Origin of the sequence: Nonomuraea sp. H19 (assembly GCF_052068215.1) — a bacterium.
Taxonomy (GTDB): Bacteria; Actinomycetota; Actinomycetes; order Streptosporangiales; family Streptosporangiaceae; genus Nonomuraea.
This window is the reverse complement of the sequence record NZ_JBQHCV010000005.1, coordinates 355,037-371,543: the sequence shown is the minus strand read 5'-3', so window position 1 is coordinate 371,543 and position 16,507 is coordinate 355,037. Positions and strand designations below refer to the sequence as shown.

The following is a 16,507-nucleotide window of genomic DNA, read 5'->3' as shown; positions in this document are numbered from 1 at the left end:
CATGACCGATGAGGAGCTGCATGAGCTCGCGGCCAAGCAGGCGGCGCTGGGGGAGGTGCGCGGCACCCCGGCGCCGGACCCGGTGAACGCCCCCATGATCAGGCACTGGCTCGCCGCCATGGGCGACGCGAACCCGGTCTACCTCGACAAAGGCGTCGCCCCGCCCGCGATGGCCCAGGTCTGGACGATGCCGGGCCTGCGGGACAAGGACCGGTCGCCGGTGGACGACATGCTGGCCGCGCTCACGGCCAACGGCTACACGGGCGTGGTGGCGACCAACTGCGAGCAGACCTATCACCGCTACGCCCGCCTGGGGGAGCGGCTCACCCCGGCGACCAGGTTCGCGGGCCTGGCGGGCCCCAAGAGGACCGCTCTGGGCGTGGGTTACTTCGCCACCTGGAACGTCACCTGGTACGCCGACGACGACGAGCCGGTGGCGGAAATGCTCTTCCGTGTCCTGAAATTTCGTCCAGCCGCGACCCCACAGAAGCGGGAGCCGTACCCGCTCCAGCCCGCGATCAACCAGGACACCGCCTTCTTCTGGGAGGGCGTGAAGGACGGCGAGCTCCGCATCCAGAGCTGCGCCGACTGCGGCGAGCTGCGCCACCCGCCCGGCCCGCTGTGCCCCCGCTGCCGCTCGGCCAACCGCTCCTACAAGGTCGCGAGCGGCCACGGAACCCTCTACAGCTTCGTCGTCCACCACCACCCGCCGGTGCCCGGCCGGGAGGTCCCGTTCGTGGTGGGCGTGGTGGAGCTGCCGGAGGGCGTACGGATCGTCGGCAACGTCGTGGACTGCCCGATCGAGGAGGTCGACATCGGCATGCCGCTGCGCGTGACGTACCGCCCCATGGACGACCGGCTCGTCCTGCCGATGTGGGCGCCCGGGGAGTCATGATGCCGACAGAAATCGGCTCCGCGCTGCCGGAGCTGTCCATCGACCTCACGCCCACCGTGGTCGTCGCCACCGCCCTGGCGACCATGGACTTCACCCCCGTGCACCACGACCCCCAGCTCGCCCGCGCCCAGGGTGCGAAGGACGTCTTCCTCAACATCCTGACCACCATGGGCCTCGCGGAGCGCTACGTCACCGACTGGGCGGGCCCTGAGGCCCTCATCAAGAGCATCAACGTCAAGCTCGGCGTCCCCGCGTACGCGGGCGACCGCCTGAGCTTCACCGGGACCGTCGTGGGACGCTCGGGCGGCCAGGTCACGGTCGCGGTACGCGGCACGGTGAGCCTGGGCGATCACGTCACCGGCACTGTCACGTTCGTCCTCCCAGGGAGCAGCCGTTGTTGAGTGGGCGCACCGCCATCGCGGGCATCGGTGCCACCGAGTTCAGCAAGAAGTCAGGGCGTTCGGAGCTGCGGCTGGCCGCCGAGGCCGTGCTGGCGGCGCTGGACGACGCCGGGTTGTCCCCGGGAGACGTGGACGGCCTGGTCACCTACAGCCAGGACAGCAACCAGGAGATCGCCGTCGCCAGGGAGGTGGGGATCGGCGATCTGACGTTCTTCTCGCGGGTCGAGTACGGTGGGGGCGCGGCCTGCGGGACCGTGGCGCACGCGGCCATGGCCGTGGCCACGGGACTGGCCGGGACGGTCGTCTGCTACCGGGCGTTCAACGAGCGCTCGGGCCGCCGCTTCGGCCAGCCGAACGCCCGCCTGACCGGCGAGCCCACCTCGCAGGGCCTGGAGATGAGCTGGCACGTCCCGTACGGGCTGATGACGCCGGCGGCCTGGGTGGCCATGTTCGCGCGACGCTACATGCACGCGTACAACGCGACTTCCGAGGACTTCGGCCGGGTGGCGGTCGCCATGCGCAGGCACGCCGCCACCAACCCCGCCGCCTGGTTCCACGGGCGCCCGATCACGCTGGAGGAGCACCAGACGTCCCGGTGGATCGTGGAGCCGCTGCGCCTGCTCGACTGCTGCCAGGAGAGCGACGGCGCGGTGGCCCTGGTCGTCACCTCCCTCGAACGCGCCCGCGACCTGCGCAGATCCCCCGCGGTGATCAGGGCGGCCGCGCAGGGGTCCGGCGCCGGCCAGCTGATGATGACGAGCTATTACCGCGACGACATGACCGGCCTCCCCGAAATGTCCGTCGTCGGGCGCCGGCTCTGGGAGATGTCCGGCCTGTCGCCGCAGGACATCCAGACGGCCATCCTGTACGACCACTTCACCCCGTTCGTCCTGACCCAACTGGAGGAGCTGGGGTTCTGCGGCCGCGGCGAGGCCCGGGAACTGCTCAAGGACGGCGGGATCGAGCTGGACGGCCGCCTCCCGGTCAACCCGCACGGCGGCCAGCTCGGCGAGGCTTACATCCACGGCATGAACGGCATCGCCGAGGCGGTGCGCCAGCTCAGGGGCACCGCCGCCAACCAGCTCACCGGCGTCGCGAACGTCCTGGTCACCGCCGGCACCGGCGTGCCGACGAGCGGCCTGATCCTGTCGGCCGACTGACCGGCTTTCGTGCGTCACCGCTATGACGCGACAGCACGAGAGAATGTGACAGTGAATGAGCAAGACCTGCTGACCGGCGTCTTCGAGGCGCACCGCGGTCACTTGAGAGCGGTGGCGTACCGGATGCTGGGCTCGCTGAGCGAGGCCGACGACGCGGTGCAGGAATCGTGGATCAGGCTCAACCGCACGGACACCGGCGATGTGGAGAACCTGGGCGGCTGGCTCACCACGGTCGTGGGCCGCATCTGCCTCAACATGCTGCGTTCCCGTCAGACGCGCCGGGAGGAGCCGCTGGAGACGCGCCTGCCGGACCTGGTCGTGAGCCCGGTGGACGGGGCCGATCCCGAGCAGGAGGCGCTCCTGGCCGACTCCGTGGGGCTGGCGCTGCTGGTGGTGCTGCAGACGCTGGATCCGGCGGAGCGCCTGGCGTTCGTCCTCCACGACATGTTCGCCGTGCCGTTCGACGAGATCGCCCTCATCGTCGACCGCACCCCGGCCGCGACCAGACAGCTCGCCAGCCGCGCCCGCCGCCGCGTCCAGGGCGCCGCCCCGGAGCCGGACCCGGACCTGTCGCGGCAGCGCGAGGTCGTGGACGCCTTCCTGGCGGCCTCGCGCGGCGGCGACTTCGACGCCCTGGTGGCCGTCCTGCACCCGGACGTCGTCCTGAGAGCCGACGTCGGCGCCGTGGCCGGCGGGTGGACGGAGCTGCGCGGGGCGCTGACCGTGGCCAAGCAGGCGCTGAGGTTCCAGCGGATCGCGGCGTACGGCGAGCCGGTGCTGGTCAACGGCGTGGCCGGCGTGCTCACGGCGCGGGACGGCGAGCCGCTGTCGATCATGGCGTTCACGGTCTCCGGAGGGAAGGTCGTGGCCATGGACATCCTCGGCGATCCGGACCGGTTGAAGGCGCTCGGCCTGGCCGTCGGCAACGACCAGAGGTGAGTTCCCGGCCCGCCCGCGCGGGGCGGGCCGTGGCTCACTGGTCGACGAACATCGGCACGGAGAAGAACACGATCATCGCGATCGCCACGCAGATCAGGAACCCGATCAGCTCCCAGGCCCAGTCGAAGTGGCGGTCCTTGCGGCGGCGCGCCTTTTCCGTCATGGCAGGGTTCTCGGGTCGCCGCTTCGGCACGGGCCGGGCCCGGACGGGGCGCGGAGCCAGGAAGGAAGGCTCCTCGCGGAACGCCTCCTCCTTCTCGTCGGCCGGGTCGTTCTCCCAGGGCAACGGCATCCGGTAGACGGGCTCTGCCGGCTTGGCACGCGAGATCGAATCGGCGGGCTTCGGACGCGAGACCGGCTCGGCGGGCTTGGCGCGCGAGATCGGGTCGGCGGGCTTGGGGCGCGAGATCGGGTCCGCGGGTTCGGTACGCGAAACAGGCTCGGCGGGCTTCGGACGCGAGATCGGGTCCGCGGGCTTCGGACGCGAGATCGGCTCGGCGGGCTTGGCGCGTGAGGCCGGGTCGGCGGGCTTGGGGCGTGGCTGGAACAGCGGGGCCGCCGTGGCGTATACCGGCTCCTCCGTCTCCTGCTGCTCTGGCTGCGGGCGGGGCGGGCCCTTGTGCACCAGGATGTCGTCGGCCGCGGACGGGTGCCGCGCCTGCCTGGACGGGCGGGCGTCGCGCCTGGACGGGCGGGTGTCGCGTCGGGGCGCGAGCACGTCGCCCCCGTCGAACGGCCGGGGCGGCGTCTCGCTGGGCAGCAGCACGTCGCCGGTCGCGAACGGCTCAGGGGAGTCCTTCGGCAGCAGCACGTCACCCGTGACGAACGGCTGCGGGCCGTCCGCCGACTCGGACGCGGCCATGAAGAACGGCCGCTCTCCAGGCGGCGTGAAGGCCTGCGGATCCCGCCCGCCAAAGGGCGCGGCCTGCGGGTCTGGCCCGCCGAACGGTCCGGTCTGCGGGTCCTGTTCGCCAAAGGGCGCGACCTGCGGATCTCGCCTGCCGAACGGTCCGGTCTGCGGGTCCTGCTCGGCGAAGGGCGCGGCCTGTGGGTTCCGCCCCGTCATGGGTCTGAAGGGGTGGGCCGCGTCGAGGGCGCCCAAGGGGTCCCGGAGGGGGCGGGCGGTGTCGGGCGTGTCCAGGGGGTCGCGGAGCTTGGGCATCGGGGCCGTCGTGGCCTCGTGCACCGGGACGCGCGACGGCGAGGGCGGCGTCATCAGCTCGGCCGGGAAGATCACTGTGCTGGTCGCCGGATCGGCGTCCGCCAGCGGCTGCGGCCACACCGGCGGCGTGGGCCAGCGCGGCTTCACGAACAACGGCGCGGGAGTCGCCGTACGCGAGCCCGCGAAGTGGATGCGTAACGCCCCGGGCGGCTGCGGCCACGGCAGGCGGCCGAGCACGTCGGGCAGCGGCGCCACCGTCAGGGCGCCGTAGACGTCCGCCACCGGCTTCGGCACACGTACGCTGATGGAGGCGAGCGCCGCCCCCAGAGCCTGCCGGAAGCGGTGTCCCGCCCCCACGGCCAGCTCTTCGGCGGTGTCGGGGGCGACGTCGAGCACCCAGGCGAGCTCGGACTTGCTCAGCCCGCAGACCGCGCACAGGACCAGCACTTCGCGCTGGTGCGGGCGCAGCTCGCGCAGGGTGCGCTCCACGAGAGCGGTGGCCGGGTCGATGAGCGGATCGACCATGGGAGGCGCGTAGACGATGTCCCGCCGATGGATCTCGCGGCGGGCGAGGGCGTAGAGAGCAGCGCGCGGCGGCTCCGTGGCTGGGACGGCGGAGAGCACCGACACCAGGACGTCGGACGCGGAGCCGAGGTCGCCGAGCTGGTCAGCGCAGTACGCGAACAGCCCGGTGGCATGCTGGTCGTAGAGCTCTGCGACCAGTTCGGCGCGTGGGCGCTGATCGGTGAGCGGCTGGGACACGGGCCGGATCCTCTTGCTGTGTGCGGGACGCTGAGGGCAAAGGTGAGGGATGCGCGTCTTGAGATCGTGGAGGTAATCATGCCAACACACAGAGGTCCTGCGCACTACCAGATCCAGATTTAGGTAAATATGCCTGGTCAGTGAAACGCTTAAGCAGGGCCTGAGGGGACAGAGCGGTTCAGATCGCCGTAGTCTGTGGGTCCAGGAGATCATGCGGCGGTCGTGGCAGGGGGCCGCGGCCCCTGCCAAGGAAGCCCGAAGCGAGAGTTCGCGCGTGATCACATTCGACGCTGTCACCAAACGCTACCCAGACGGAACGGTCGCCGTGGACCGCCTCAGCCTCGAGGCGCCCACCGGTGAGATCACCGTGTTCGTCGGCCCCTCTGGCTGCGGAAAGACGACGTCCCTCCGGATGATCAATCGGATGATCGACGCCTCCGAGGGGAAGATCCTCCTCGACGGCGTGCCGGTGCAGGGCATCGACCCCCCGACGCTGCGGCGCGGCATCGGGTACGTCATCCAGCAGGCCGGCCTCTTCCCGCACCGGAAGATCATCGACAACATCGCCACCGTCCCCTACCTGCTCGGCTGGGACAAGAAGAAGGCCCGCGCCAGGGCCATGGAGCTGCTCGAACGCGTCGGCCTCGACCCCGCGCTGGCCGGGCGCTACCCGTTCCAGCTCTCCGGCGGGCAGCAGCAGCGCGTGGGCGTGGCCAGGGCGCTCGCCGCCGACCCGCCCGTGCTGCTCATGGACGAGCCGTTCAGCGCGGTCGACCCGATCGTGCGCACGAGCCTGCAGGACGAGCTGCTCAGGCTCCAGTCCGAGCTGAACAAGACCATCGTCTTCGTCACCCATGACATCGACGAGGCCATCAAGCTGGGCGACCGCGTGGCCGTGCTGCGGGTGGGCGGCACGCTGGCGCAGGTCGCCGACCCCAAGACACTGCTGTCGGAGCCGGCCGACGACTTCGTCCGCGAGTTCCTCGGCCATGACAGGGGGATCAGGCGCCTGCAGTTCATCTCGACCGCCGGACTGCGGCTGCGTACCGACCTGACCGTGGCCGAAGGTTTCGCGGACCCGAGCGACGAGCCGTGGCTGCTGGTCGTGGACGCGGCCGGGCGGCCGGTCGGCTGGGTGTCCGGGGCGCGTCCGGGGGAGCTGGAGCCGTACGGGACGTTCCTGCACGGCAAGGACTCCATGCGCTCCGCACTCGACGCGGCACTGCTGTCGCCGTCCGGCTGCTCCGTGGCCGTGGACGAGCAGGGCAAGGTCGTCGGCGTGGCCACCAGAGAGGCGCTCGACGAGGCGCTGGCGGAGGCGGCGGATGGGTGACGGTCCTCCCTCCCTATGGGAGTGGATCGGGCGCAATTGGGACACCGGGCGGGTCGACAGCATCAGGAATTTGCTCACCGACCACCTGACCATGTCCCTCGTGCCGATCCTGTTCTCGCTAGTCCTGGCGCTCCCGCTCGGGCTGGCCTGCGTGCGCTGGCGCTGGCTCTACCAGCCCACCTCGGGCCTGATGAACATCGTGTACGCGCTCCCTTCGCTGCCGGTCTTCATGCTGCTGATCTCGGTGACCGGGCTGTCGCAGACCACCGTGATCATCCCGCTGACCTTCTACGGCATGGCCGTGCTCATCCCGGCGGTGGTCGACGGGCTGGGCTCGGTGCCCGACCACGTACGGCAGTCGGCGGTCGCGATGGGGTTCACGCCGCTGCGCCGGCTGCTGCTGGTCGAGCTGCCGATCGCCGTGCCGGTGGTGCTGGCCGGGCTGCGGGTGGTCGCGGTCTCCAGCATCAGCCTGGTCAGCGTGGGCGCGCTGATCGGGCAAGGAGGGCTCGGCGGGCTGTTCACGCGGGCGTACCAGAACCCGTTCATGCCGCCGGTGATCGTGGGCATCGTGCTGATCGTCGCGCTGGCGCTGGTCGCCGACGGTCTGCTGGTCCTCGCGCAGCGGCTGCTCACGCCGTGGGTGCGGGCCAGGAAGGGAGCCGCGTCGTGAGGGCGTGCTGCGGATGGGGAGCGGCGTCGTGGGCTGGCTGATCGCGTTCTTCGACTGGCTCGGCCAGTTCTTCGGGGACCCCGAGAACTGGTCGGGGCCCGACGGCATCCCCGCGCGGCTGCTGGAGCACCTGGAGTTCTCGGCGCTGGCGCTGGTGCTGGCCGTGCTGATCGCGGTGCCGCTCGGGCTGCTGATCGGCCACACGGGCCGGGGCGAGGTGCTCGTCGTCGTCTCCGCGAACCTGGCCAGGGCGCTGCCCACACTGGGGCTGCTGGTGATGTTCGTGCTGCTGCTCGGCACGGCCTCGATCTGGCCGGTGGTCATCGCGCTGGTGCTGCTGTCGGTGCCGCCGATCCTGGTCAACACGTTCGAGGGCATCAAGGGGGTCGATCCCGAGCTGCGCGACGCCGCGTACGGGATGGGGCTGCGGAGCGGGCAGGTGCTCGGGCGGGTGCTGGTGCCGGTCGCGCTGCCGCTGATCCTGCTCGGCTGCCGGCTCTCCGCGATTCAGATCGTGGCCACCACCACGGTCGCCGCTTACACCGGGCTCGGCGGCCTCGGGCGATACGTGATCGACGGTTTCGCGACGAAGGATTACTCCAGCGTCGTCGGCGGTTCAGTACTGATCGTGCTGTTCGCGCTCGTGGTGCAGATCCTGTTCACGCTCGCTCAGAGAGTGACGGTCTCGCCTGGGGTGAGCCGGCGGCTGAAGGTTCGATAGTCTCCTGTATTACCTCCCGCCTTAGAAGGGAAAAGCAAAGATGAGACGCAAGTACCGCGTCGCGGGAATCCTGGTTTCGGCGATGCTCGCGTTGGCCGCCTGTGGCGGTGGCGGCGGTAGCACGGCAGGTAACCCGTTGGACACCTCGAGCGCGGCTCCCAGCGGTTCGGCCTCTGGCGGGGGGAAGGCCGTCATCGGATCCTTCGACTTCGACGAGAGCGTGCTGCTCGGGTCGATCTACGCCCAGGCGCTGGAGGCCAAGGGCGTGCAGGTTGAGGAGAAGCCGCGCATCGGCAGCCGCGAGGTCGTCTACGACCAGGTCAAGAGCGGCGGTCTGACCATCGTGCCCGAATACAACGGCAACCTGCTGGCCTTCATCGACCAGAAGAGCACCGCGGCGACCACCGATGAGGTCAACACCACGCTGAAGGAGAAGCTGCCCGCCGAGCTGGAGGTGCTGGATTCCTCCCCGGCCGAGGACAAGGACAGCCTGTCCATCACCAAGGACACCCAGACCAAGCAGTCGCTCAACTCGATGGAGGACCTGGCCAAGGTCTCCAAGAGCATGGTCGTCGGTGGGCCGCCGGAGTTCAAGGAGCGGTGGGAGGCGCGCTTCAAGGAGGTCTACGGGATCGAGTTCAAGGAGTGGAAGCCCACGGGGCCGACCACCGCTGACGCGATCAAGGACGGCTCGATCCAGGTCGGCAACGTGTTCACCACCGACCCCAAGATGACCGCCAACAACCTGGTGCCGCTGCAGGACCCCAAGAACATCTTCCCCGCTCAGAACGTGACGCCGTTGCTCAACAAGGCGGCCGCGTCCGACGTCATCAAGACGACGCTGAACTCCATCTCGGCGAAGCTGTCCACGCAGTCCCTGCTCGACATGATGCAGAAGATCTCCGTCAACAAGGACGAGCCCGCCACGGTGGCCAAGGAATGGCTGACCTCCAACGGCCTCGCCTGACGCCGCTTCCCGCGAGGGCCTCCTGGATCGGGGGCCCTCGCGGTGAGTGAGTTCACGGAGGCGATGGCCCAGCTCTCGGCCGGGGTGGCGGTGGTGACCGTCCGCGACGGGCGCGACGACCTCGGCACCACGGTGTCGGCGCTGATGTCCGTCTCGCTGGAACCGCCGCTCGTCCTGGTCAGCCTGGCCAGCCGCGGCTACCTGAATGAGGTGCTGCTCCGGCAGGACCGCTGGGCCGCCTCCCTGCTGTCGTCCGGCCAGGCGGCGATCGCCAGCCGCTTCGCCACCCCCGGCCGGCCCAGCGCGCGGCTCCTGGTGGCGGGCGTCCCGCACCATCGGGGGCCGCAGACGGACGCGCTGGTGGTGGAGGGCGGCGTGGCCGCCCTGGAAGCCGAGACCACCCGGGTGATCCCGGCCGGCGACCACACGCTGTTCCTCGCGACCGTCCTGTCCGTCCCCTACGTCAACCCCGCCCTCCAGCCCTTGGTACGGCTCCGAGGGCGTTACCGGGCCATGGGCACGTAGCGGGGCCGGTTCAGCGGATCGTGTACCACTCGGGCAGCAGGAGCGGACCCGTCGCCGGGAGGCCGAGTTCGGCGGACAGGCGGGCGAGCGGTCCCCAGGCGTCCAGCCGTACCCGGGCCAGGGCCGCGGACTTGTCCTCGCTGGACTCCGGCCCGCGCAGCCGCTCCAGGGGGTTGAGCCGGGGATAGAGGCGGACGGGGGCCTCGTCGCCCAGCCCGGCCCGCTTCCTGGCCAGGGTCAGCGCGTCCTCCAGCCCGCCCAGCTCGTCCACCAGCCCGCGGGCGTGCGCGTCGGCGCCGGTCCACACGCGGCCCTTGGCCAGTTCGTGGGCCTGTTCCCGGGGGAGGTCGCGGCTCTCGGCCACCTTGCTCACGAAGTCGTCGTAGATCCGGTCGAGCCAGGCGTTGATCCGCTCCCACTGCTCGGGGGAGAAGTTGCGGGACGTGGAGAACATGCCGGCGTTGGCCCCCTCCGCCACCATTTCCGAATTTATCCCCATTTTGGTGAGCAATTCGGAGAAGACGGGCTTGCCGCCGTACACGCCGATCGAGCCGGTCAGCGTGCCCGGCTGGGCCACGATCACGTCGGCCGCCATCGACACGAAGTAGCCGCCGGACGCCGCCAGATCGCCCATGGAGACGATCACCGGCTTCACCTTGCGGGTCAGGGTCACCTCGCGCCACACCGTGTCGGAGGCCACGTACGAGCCGCCGGGGCTGTCGACGCGGAAGACGACGGCCTTGATGTGCTCGTCGCGCCTCGCGGCCCGGAGCGCGGCGCTGATCGTGTCGGAGCCCATCGCCCCGCCCCCGCCGAGCGGGCTCCGGCCGCTGCGGCCGGTCTTGATCATGCCGCTGCCGTGGACGAGCGCGATCCCATCCGCCATCGGATGCGGCAGCTTCCGTACGGCCGCGGCCCGGGCGTACCTGGAGACGAACAGCAGGTGCGCGTCGCCGCCCGTGGCCTGCTTGATCTCCTCGTACACCTCGTCCCGGTACGCCAGCCCGTCGACCAGCCCGGCCTCCTGCGCCTCCGCGCTGGTGAACGGTCCGCGGTCGATCAGCTCGCGCACCTTGCCGGGGTCCAGCCGGCGGCCGTCGGCGATGCCGGCGATCATCGTCTCGGTGACCGACTCCACGATGCGGCTCATGGACTCGCGGTGCGGCTCGGTCATGTGGTCCTGGGTGAAGGTGTTGACGGCGGTTTTGTACTCGTGCCGCTGCCCGGCCTCGTACCCCACGCCCAGCTTCGTCAGGGCTCCCTTGAGGAAGCGCTGCTCCAGAGCCACCCCGGTCAGCCCGACGTCGCCGCTCGGCTGCAGGTAGACACGCTCGAAGGCGGTCGCCAGGTAGTAGGGCACGGTGCCGCCGCCGAACTCCCCGAACGTCTCGGCGAACGCGACGGTCAGCTTGCCCGAGGCCCGGAAGTGGACCACGGCCTGGCGCAGCTCCTGCACCATGGCCAGCCCCAGCGGGCTGCTCCCGATCTTCACGATCAGCGCCTTGACCCTGGAGTCCTGCTTGGCCCGCCGGAGCCCGGACAGGACGTCGGACAGGCGCGGTTTGCGCATGGACAGCAACGCGGCGAGCGGATCCGCCGGGGGGCCCTCCGTGAGGCCCTCGGTGAGATCGAGCTCCAGCACCAGCGGGGCCGTGCGCCGCTGGCGAAGCTTGCCGACGGTTTCGAAGATCGCCTTGCCTGCGTCCATAAAGCCACCCTAAGCGACACATTTGGAAATGGGTCCACGTGTGTTCGGCGCGAAGGTGTACACCATTGGCTGTGCAACCCCTCGCCAAGCCCGCGCACGTTTTCGGCCGTGACCGCGAATGGGCGGAGCTGGTCAGGTTCGCCACTGCCCGCTGCCTCGACGCGCGGCTCGGCATGGCGAGCGGCACGCGGCCCAGGCCCGCGCCGACGCGCGCAGGCCCCGCGGATATTCGCCTCATGCCGGGGGCGTCTTAACTGAGGTGCCTGGGGGTGAGCGACGGCCCACCTACCCAGGCGTCGTCAGTATCGGGCCTTCAATGCTGCATACACGTTGATTCTGGGCGTTGTCACCTCGGTGCCCGCGCTGGTGTAGCCGATCGGCTTGCCTGTGCGCTTCAGGGCGTCCAGGATCCGGTCCACTGAGGAGTGCGGGCGCTTCTGGTGCAGCAGTGCGAACGCGCCCGCCACGTGCGGGGACGCCATCGACGTGCCGCTCAGGGCCGCGTACGTGTTGCCCGTGATCGCGGCCTTGATCGCCACGCCCGGCGCGAACACGTCCAGCATCGTCCCCCGGTTGGAGAACGTGGCCACGGCGTCCTGCTTGTCCGTGGCGCCCACCGCGACCGTGTTCGAGACGCACGCGGGCCACGACACCGCCGCCTCGAAGCCGTTGTTGCCCGACGCGACCACCGTGGCGGTGCCCTTGGCCAGGAGTTTGTCGACCTCCGCCTTGAAGTCGGCGCCGTCGCCCTCGTCGCAGGCCTCGGTGTACTGGCCGCCGCCCAGGCTCAGGTTCACCGAGGCGACGTTGTACTGGTCGGCTACCAGATCGGAGTAGGCCATGCCGGTCAGGATCGACGAGTCGTACGCCAGGATGCAGACCGGGCGGCCCGCGCAGTACGGGGAGTTGTCGAAGCGGCTGAACACCTGCACCGGGATGATCGTGGCCTTCGGCGCCACGCCACCGGTCGCGAACTCGGGGGTGGCCTGGCCCGCCGTGATGCCGGCGACGTGCGTGCCGTGGTAGCACAGGCCGTACTGCGGCTGCGGCGCGTCCTTCGTGCAGGCCTCGGCCTCGGAGTTCGCGGCGCCGTCGCCGATCTGGAACTGGCTGCCGTTCGGGCACAGCGGCGTGGAGCCGTCGACGGGGTCGGCGGCCGAGAAGCAGGCCTGGGCCACGATGCGGTTGCCGAAGGCCGGGTGGTCGTTGTCGATGCCCGTGTCGAGGATCGCGACGGCCGTGCCCTTGCCCGAATATCCCAGCCGGTGTGCCCGGTCGGCCCCGATCAGCGGGATGCTCTCCACGAGCGTGGGCTCGTTCAGCTTGTCCTTGCGGATCGAGACGACGTCCGACTGCTCGGCGATCTTCTCCAACTCGGCGCGGGTGCCGCGGTAGACGAAGAAGTCCAGCTTGCCCGCCACCTCGGAGGGCGGCTCAGCGGAGACGTTCCGTTTGTCCTGCTTCACCTGTTCCGCGCTGGTCTGCACGGACTTGACCTGGGCGGGCTGCTGTACCCGGACGATGGCGCGGTGCTCGCCGGCCGCGGTGATCGCAGGGTCGATCTTGGAGTCGGGGTCGGCGAGAGCGGGTGTGGCGACCAGCGCTGCCGAGGTAGCGGCTAACGCGATCGCGCCGGCCAGCAGAGACGGAAGTCTCAACTGTTCCTCCGGGGGGTTCGGGGGGCTTTGTTGATGGAAGTGTAGTAATTAGACAACTGATGTCAGAGGGGGGGTTTGGGTTCCGTTATCTCTTCTTGTCCCTGAAGGGCCCGTCAGTTCAGAGGCGGGGATCGGCCGTGGTCGCCACGGAGCCCGCGGTGGCCCGTTGCACGTCTATCCGCGGCGTGATCGTCGTCGTGCCTCCCACGTACGGGATGCCCTTCCCGGCGTTCCGGAGCCGCTGCAGGCTCTGCGCGATCGTGAAGCCCGGGAACGCCTGCCGCATCAGCGCGAACGCCCCCGCCACGTGCGGCGCGGACATCGAGGTGCCGCTGGCGTACGCGTAGCCGCCGCCCGGGACCGCCGACCTGACGGACACTCCGGGCGCGAACACGTCGAGCAGCTTGCCGCGGTTGGTGAAGTAGGCCGGCGCGTCGTTGTCCCAGGTGGCGCCGACCGCGACGGCGGTGGAGATGCAGGCGGGCGAGGCGACCCCGTTCGTGAAGCCGTTGTTGCCCGCCGCCACCACGGGCGCGACCCCCAGGGCCACCAGGGTGTCGAATTCCGGCTTGACCGCGGCGGCGCTCGGGTCGGTGTCACAGGCCGCGGCGTACGGGCCGCCGCCCCCGAGGCTCATGTTCACCGCCGCGACGTTGCGGGATCTGGCAACCCGCGCCACGTACTCCAGCGCCAGCTTCTGGTCGGAGATGTAGCTGACGTAGCACGGTGTCGGCTCGCCGCCGATCCCGCACGTCGAAGGGCTGTCCGAGCGGCTGAAAACCTGGATCGCCATGAGTCCCGCCGCGGGGGCGACGCCGTTGGCGGGCGCGCCCGTGGTCCTCCTGCCCACCGCGATGCCCGCCACGTGCGAGCCGTGGTCGCAGAGGTTGCGGCCGTTGACCACGCACAGCGGGATCTCGGCGTCGGCCGCGCCGGGGCCGATCTGGCTGGGCTGGTTGTTCGGGCAGATCGAGACCGTGCCGTCGCCGGCGTAGGAGGAGGAGAAGCAGGCCTCGTCGACCAGGCGGCCGGCGAAGAACGGATGGTCGCGGTCGATGCCCGTGTCGAGCACGGCGACCGTCGTGCCCCTACCGGTCCAGCCCGCGAGGTTGGCCCGGTCCGAGCGGATCGTCCGCGTGCTGGTGTCGAGAAGGGGGAAGCGCACCTCGTCCTTGTACACGGACTGGACCCGGGCGTCCTGCTTCAGCTTGGCCAACGCGGCTTCGTCCAGCTCGGCGACGAAGAAGTGCGGCGACTCGGCCGTCTCCAGGACGCGGCTTCCCTCGGAGGCATGCCCGATGTCGCCGGCGACGGCCGCGACGCTCTGCCCTGGCCTGAGCTGGACGATGGAGCGGACCTTGGTCCTGCCCTGGACCTCCGCGACGAGCGCGGGGCTGACGATGGGGCCGCTGGTGTCGATCGTGTCGGCGTGGAGCGCCGGCGCCGCGTAGAGCAGAGCCGAGGCGACGGCCAGCGCCGTTGCGCCGGCCGGCAGAGAGCGTAGCCTCACTTATTCCTCCGAGAATCAGGCGGTGTGATGCGTTGAGGCGGGAGCCGTGCACCTTTTCCGGCTCCCGGCTGCGTGCAGCCGCATACATCCCCACCTGTGACAACTGTGATGTCAGTGACGTTTGTTACCAGAGAAACGAGGGAGGCTTTTTTTGCCTTGTGGCGGCAAAGAGAAAAGGCCGGTCAAGAGTGACCGGCCTTTTCTGATATTTGGTTATTTAACGGTTTTGAGGACGTTCTTCGTGGCCTTCTTCAGCGCCGCCGCCGACGACGTGCCGCTCAGCCGCACCTTCTCGGCGGTCGACAGCGTCGCGGTGCCGTTCGTGCCGTGCGCCCAGTTCAGCCAGCCCGTGAGCAGCGCGCTGTCCAGCTTGCCCTTGCCGGCCTTGGAGTTCTTCAGCACCCGGTACGCAGTGCCGAGCGAGGACGCCTTCGTCAGCTCCGGGAACACCTTGCTCGACTTGCCGATCAGCTTCAGGTAGCAGGTGAGCGTGGCGTCCGGGATCGTGCCGCTGCTGCGGTGGATCTCCACGGCCCACTTCTTGGCCGTCATCTTCGCGGCCGTCGTGCCGCGCGTGCAGACCGCGGCGGCCGGCTTCGGTGTGACGGTCACCGTCACCGTGACCGTGGGCAGCGGGACCGGTGACGTGGACGACGTCGGCTGTGGATCAGGCGACGGCTCGGGATCGGGGTCGTCGGGCTCCGGCGCCGGGCCGCTGCTGTCGGAGGGGTCGGGCTCCGGCGAGGGGTCCTCGGTCGGGGTCTGCGTGATGGGCGGCTGCGGCGTCGCCCCGGCCAGGGCCGCCGCCAGGTCCAGGCGCGGCGTGGTGACCTGCGTGCCGTTGGACTCGTACACGTACGGCCTGCCGGTCGTCTTCAACGTGTTGATCAGGTCCGCCATCGGCGTCTGCGGCCCGGCCTGCTTCATCAGCGCCAGCGCGCCCGCCACGTGCGGCGTGGCCATCGACGTGCCGCTGTGCACGGCGGTCTGGTTGTCCGGCACCGACGAGGAGATGTCCACACCAGGCGCGAACAGGTCCACCACCGCGCCCCGGTTGGAGAAGTCCGCGATCGCGTCGCCGCCGTCGTTCGCGCCCACGGCCACCGCCGAGGAGATGCACGCCGGGTACGAGGCCCCGTCGAAGAACTCGTTCCCCGCGGCCACCACGGTCGCGACGCCCTTGGCCAGGAGCGCGTCGATCTTCGGCTTGAAGATCGCGGCTTCCTCGGAGCCGTCGCATTCGGTCTCCGACAGCGCGCCGCCCAGGCTCAGGTTGACCGCCGCGACCGGCTGGCTCAGCCCGGCCACGTAGTCCATGGCCAGCCGCAGCGACGACTCGAACGCCAGCAGGCACGACGCCTCGCCGCAGATCCCCTCGTCGTTGACCCGACTGAAGACCTGCACCGCCACGATGTTCGCGCCCGGCGCCACGCCTCCGGTGCCGGCCGCGATGCCCGCGACGTGCGTGCCGTGCTCGCACAGGTTCACGCCGTCGGCCAGGCACTTGGCCGTCATGGCGTCGGCCGCGCCCGAGCCGATCTGCTCCGGCTGCCCGTTCGGGCACAACGACTCGACGCCGCTCTCCACGGCGGAGAAGCAGGCCTCGGCCACGATCCGGTTGCCGAACCACGGATGGTCCCGGTCGATGCCGGTGTCGAGGATGGCCACCGCCTGCCCGGTCCCGGTGATGCCCTTCGCGTGCGCCTGGTCGGCACCGATCAGCGAGAGGTTGGGGGTGACGTCGGCCGGTGAGTACGTCCGGTCCCGGTGGATGGAGGTGACCCGCGGGTCCTCGGCCAGTTTGGCCAGCTCTTCCGCGGTGCCCTCGACCACCATGAACGACTGGTTCTGCGGCTGCAGCAGCACGTCCACGCTCTCGGCCGCCGCCTGGCTCGCCACGGGCGCGTTCTGCCCGGGGTCGGTCAGCTCGACGATGGCCCGCTCGGTGCCGCCGTCGGCGGCTAAGCCGTCCTCGACCTTCTCCTGCGACGTGCTGGGCGTCGGGGTCGGATCGTCTGCGTAAGCCGGGCCGGCCACGGGCATCAGGGCCAGCGCGATCGAGCACACGATCAGGTGGCGAAGTCGCACGCGTC

15 protein-coding genes are annotated in these 16,507 nt (G+C 70.4%); 10 read left to right on the top strand and 5 right to left on the bottom strand.

Annotated elements, in window-relative coordinates; translation table 11 throughout:
• Position 1 precedes the first annotated feature (1 nt).
• The 4 genes from ACTMTI_RS13475 to ACTMTI_RS13460 are packed head-to-tail and all read left to right on the top strand — an operon-like array spanning position 2 to position 3,395.
• Positions 2 to 895 carry a bifunctional MaoC family dehydratase N-terminal/OB-fold nucleic acid binding domain-containing protein gene (locus ACTMTI_RS13475; RefSeq protein ID WP_441120622.1) on the top strand — a complete coding sequence of 298 codons (894 nt, stop codon included), beginning with the start codon at positions 2 to 4 and terminating at the stop codon, positions 893 to 895.
• Positions 892 to 1,296, top strand: a complete 405-nt coding sequence (locus ACTMTI_RS13470; protein ID WP_441120621.1) for a MaoC family dehydratase — start codon at positions 892 to 894, stop codon at positions 1,294 to 1,296. The genes ACTMTI_RS13475 and ACTMTI_RS13470 overlap by 4 nt, the downstream gene beginning before the upstream one ends.
• On the top strand, positions 1,293 to 2,456 hold the full coding sequence (locus ACTMTI_RS13465; RefSeq protein WP_441120620.1) for a lipid-transfer protein: 1,164 nt from the start codon (positions 1,293 to 1,295) through the stop codon (positions 2,454 to 2,456). Before ACTMTI_RS13470 ends, ACTMTI_RS13465 begins: the two co-directional genes overlap by 4 nt.
• Before the next feature lie 51 nt (positions 2,457 to 2,507).
• A complete protein-coding gene (locus tag ACTMTI_RS13460) occupies positions 2,508 to 3,395 on the top strand; it encodes a sigma-70 family RNA polymerase sigma factor (RefSeq protein WP_441120619.1) in 888 nt (295 codons plus the stop codon).
• 34 nt (positions 3,396 to 3,429) lie between these two features.
• Here ACTMTI_RS13460 and ACTMTI_RS13455 read toward each other — a convergent pair whose 3' ends face one another.
• Positions 3,430 to 5,319, bottom strand: coding sequence for a hypothetical protein (locus ACTMTI_RS13455; RefSeq protein WP_441120618.1), 1,890 nt, complete (start codon positions 5,317 to 5,319; stop codon positions 3,430 to 3,432).
• Positions 5,320 to 5,593: 274 nt separating this feature from the next.
• Here ACTMTI_RS13455 and ACTMTI_RS13450 point away from each other — a divergent pair, with 274 nt between their 5' ends.
• The 5 genes from ACTMTI_RS13450 to ACTMTI_RS13430 are packed head-to-tail and all read left to right on the top strand — an operon-like array spanning position 5,594 to position 9,538.
• The gene (locus ACTMTI_RS13450; protein WP_441120617.1) at positions 5,594 to 6,652 is read left to right on the top strand and encodes an ABC transporter ATP-binding protein; all 1,059 of its coding nucleotides are present in this window, start codon (positions 5,594 to 5,596) and stop codon (positions 6,650 to 6,652) included.
• Positions 6,645 to 7,325, top strand: coding sequence for an ABC transporter permease (locus ACTMTI_RS13445; protein WP_441120616.1), 681 nt, complete (start codon positions 6,645 to 6,647; stop codon positions 7,323 to 7,325). The genes ACTMTI_RS13450 and ACTMTI_RS13445 overlap by 8 nt, the downstream gene beginning before the upstream one ends.
• A gap of 28 nt (positions 7,326 to 7,353) precedes the next feature.
• Entirely contained in the window at positions 7,354 to 8,046 is a 693-nt protein-coding gene (locus ACTMTI_RS13440) for an ABC transporter permease (protein ID WP_441120615.1), read from the top strand.
• Between the two features lie 40 nt (positions 8,047 to 8,086).
• Positions 8,087 to 9,013 (top strand): ABC transporter substrate-binding protein, encoded by a 927-nt coding sequence (locus ACTMTI_RS13435; protein WP_441120614.1) that lies wholly within the window; start codon positions 8,087 to 8,089, stop codon positions 9,011 to 9,013.
• A gap of 42 nt (positions 9,014 to 9,055) precedes the next feature.
• Complete coding sequence (locus tag ACTMTI_RS13430; RefSeq protein ID WP_441120613.1) at positions 9,056 to 9,538, top strand: flavin reductase family protein; 483 nt, start codon at positions 9,056 to 9,058, stop codon at positions 9,536 to 9,538.
• A 10-nt stretch (positions 9,539 to 9,548) separates the two neighbouring features.
• Here ACTMTI_RS13430 and sppA read toward each other — a convergent pair whose 3' ends face one another.
• Complete coding sequence (gene sppA / locus ACTMTI_RS13425) at positions 9,549 to 11,246, bottom strand: signal peptide peptidase SppA (RefSeq protein WP_441120612.1); 1,698 nt, start codon at positions 11,244 to 11,246, stop codon at positions 9,549 to 9,551.
• 65 nt (positions 11,247 to 11,311) lie between these two features.
• Between sppA and ACTMTI_RS13420 the strand changes: the two genes are divergently transcribed.
• Entirely contained in the window at positions 11,312 to 11,500 is a 189-nt protein-coding gene (locus ACTMTI_RS13420) for a hypothetical protein (protein WP_441120611.1), read from the top strand.
• A 45-nt stretch (positions 11,501 to 11,545) separates the two neighbouring features.
• On the opposite strand, the gene ACTMTI_RS13415 is transcribed toward ACTMTI_RS13420, so the two are convergent.
• The 3 genes from ACTMTI_RS13415 to ACTMTI_RS13405 all read right to left on the bottom strand — a co-directional run bounded on the left by ACTMTI_RS13415 (position 11,546) and on the right by ACTMTI_RS13405 (position 16,502).
• The gene (locus ACTMTI_RS13415) at positions 11,546 to 12,904 is read right to left on the bottom strand and encodes a S8 family peptidase (protein WP_441120610.1); all 1,359 of its coding nucleotides are present in this window, start codon (positions 12,902 to 12,904) and stop codon (positions 11,546 to 11,548) included.
• 118 nt (positions 12,905 to 13,022) lie between these two features.
• Positions 13,023 to 14,414, bottom strand: coding sequence for a S8 family peptidase (locus ACTMTI_RS13410; RefSeq protein ID WP_441120609.1), 1,392 nt, complete (start codon positions 14,412 to 14,414; stop codon positions 13,023 to 13,025).
• Between the two features lie 213 nt (positions 14,415 to 14,627).
• Positions 14,628 to 16,502, bottom strand: coding sequence for a S8 family peptidase (locus ACTMTI_RS13405; RefSeq protein ID WP_441120608.1), 1,875 nt, complete (start codon positions 16,500 to 16,502; stop codon positions 14,628 to 14,630).
• Between the last annotated feature and the right edge of the window lie 5 nt (positions 16,503 to 16,507).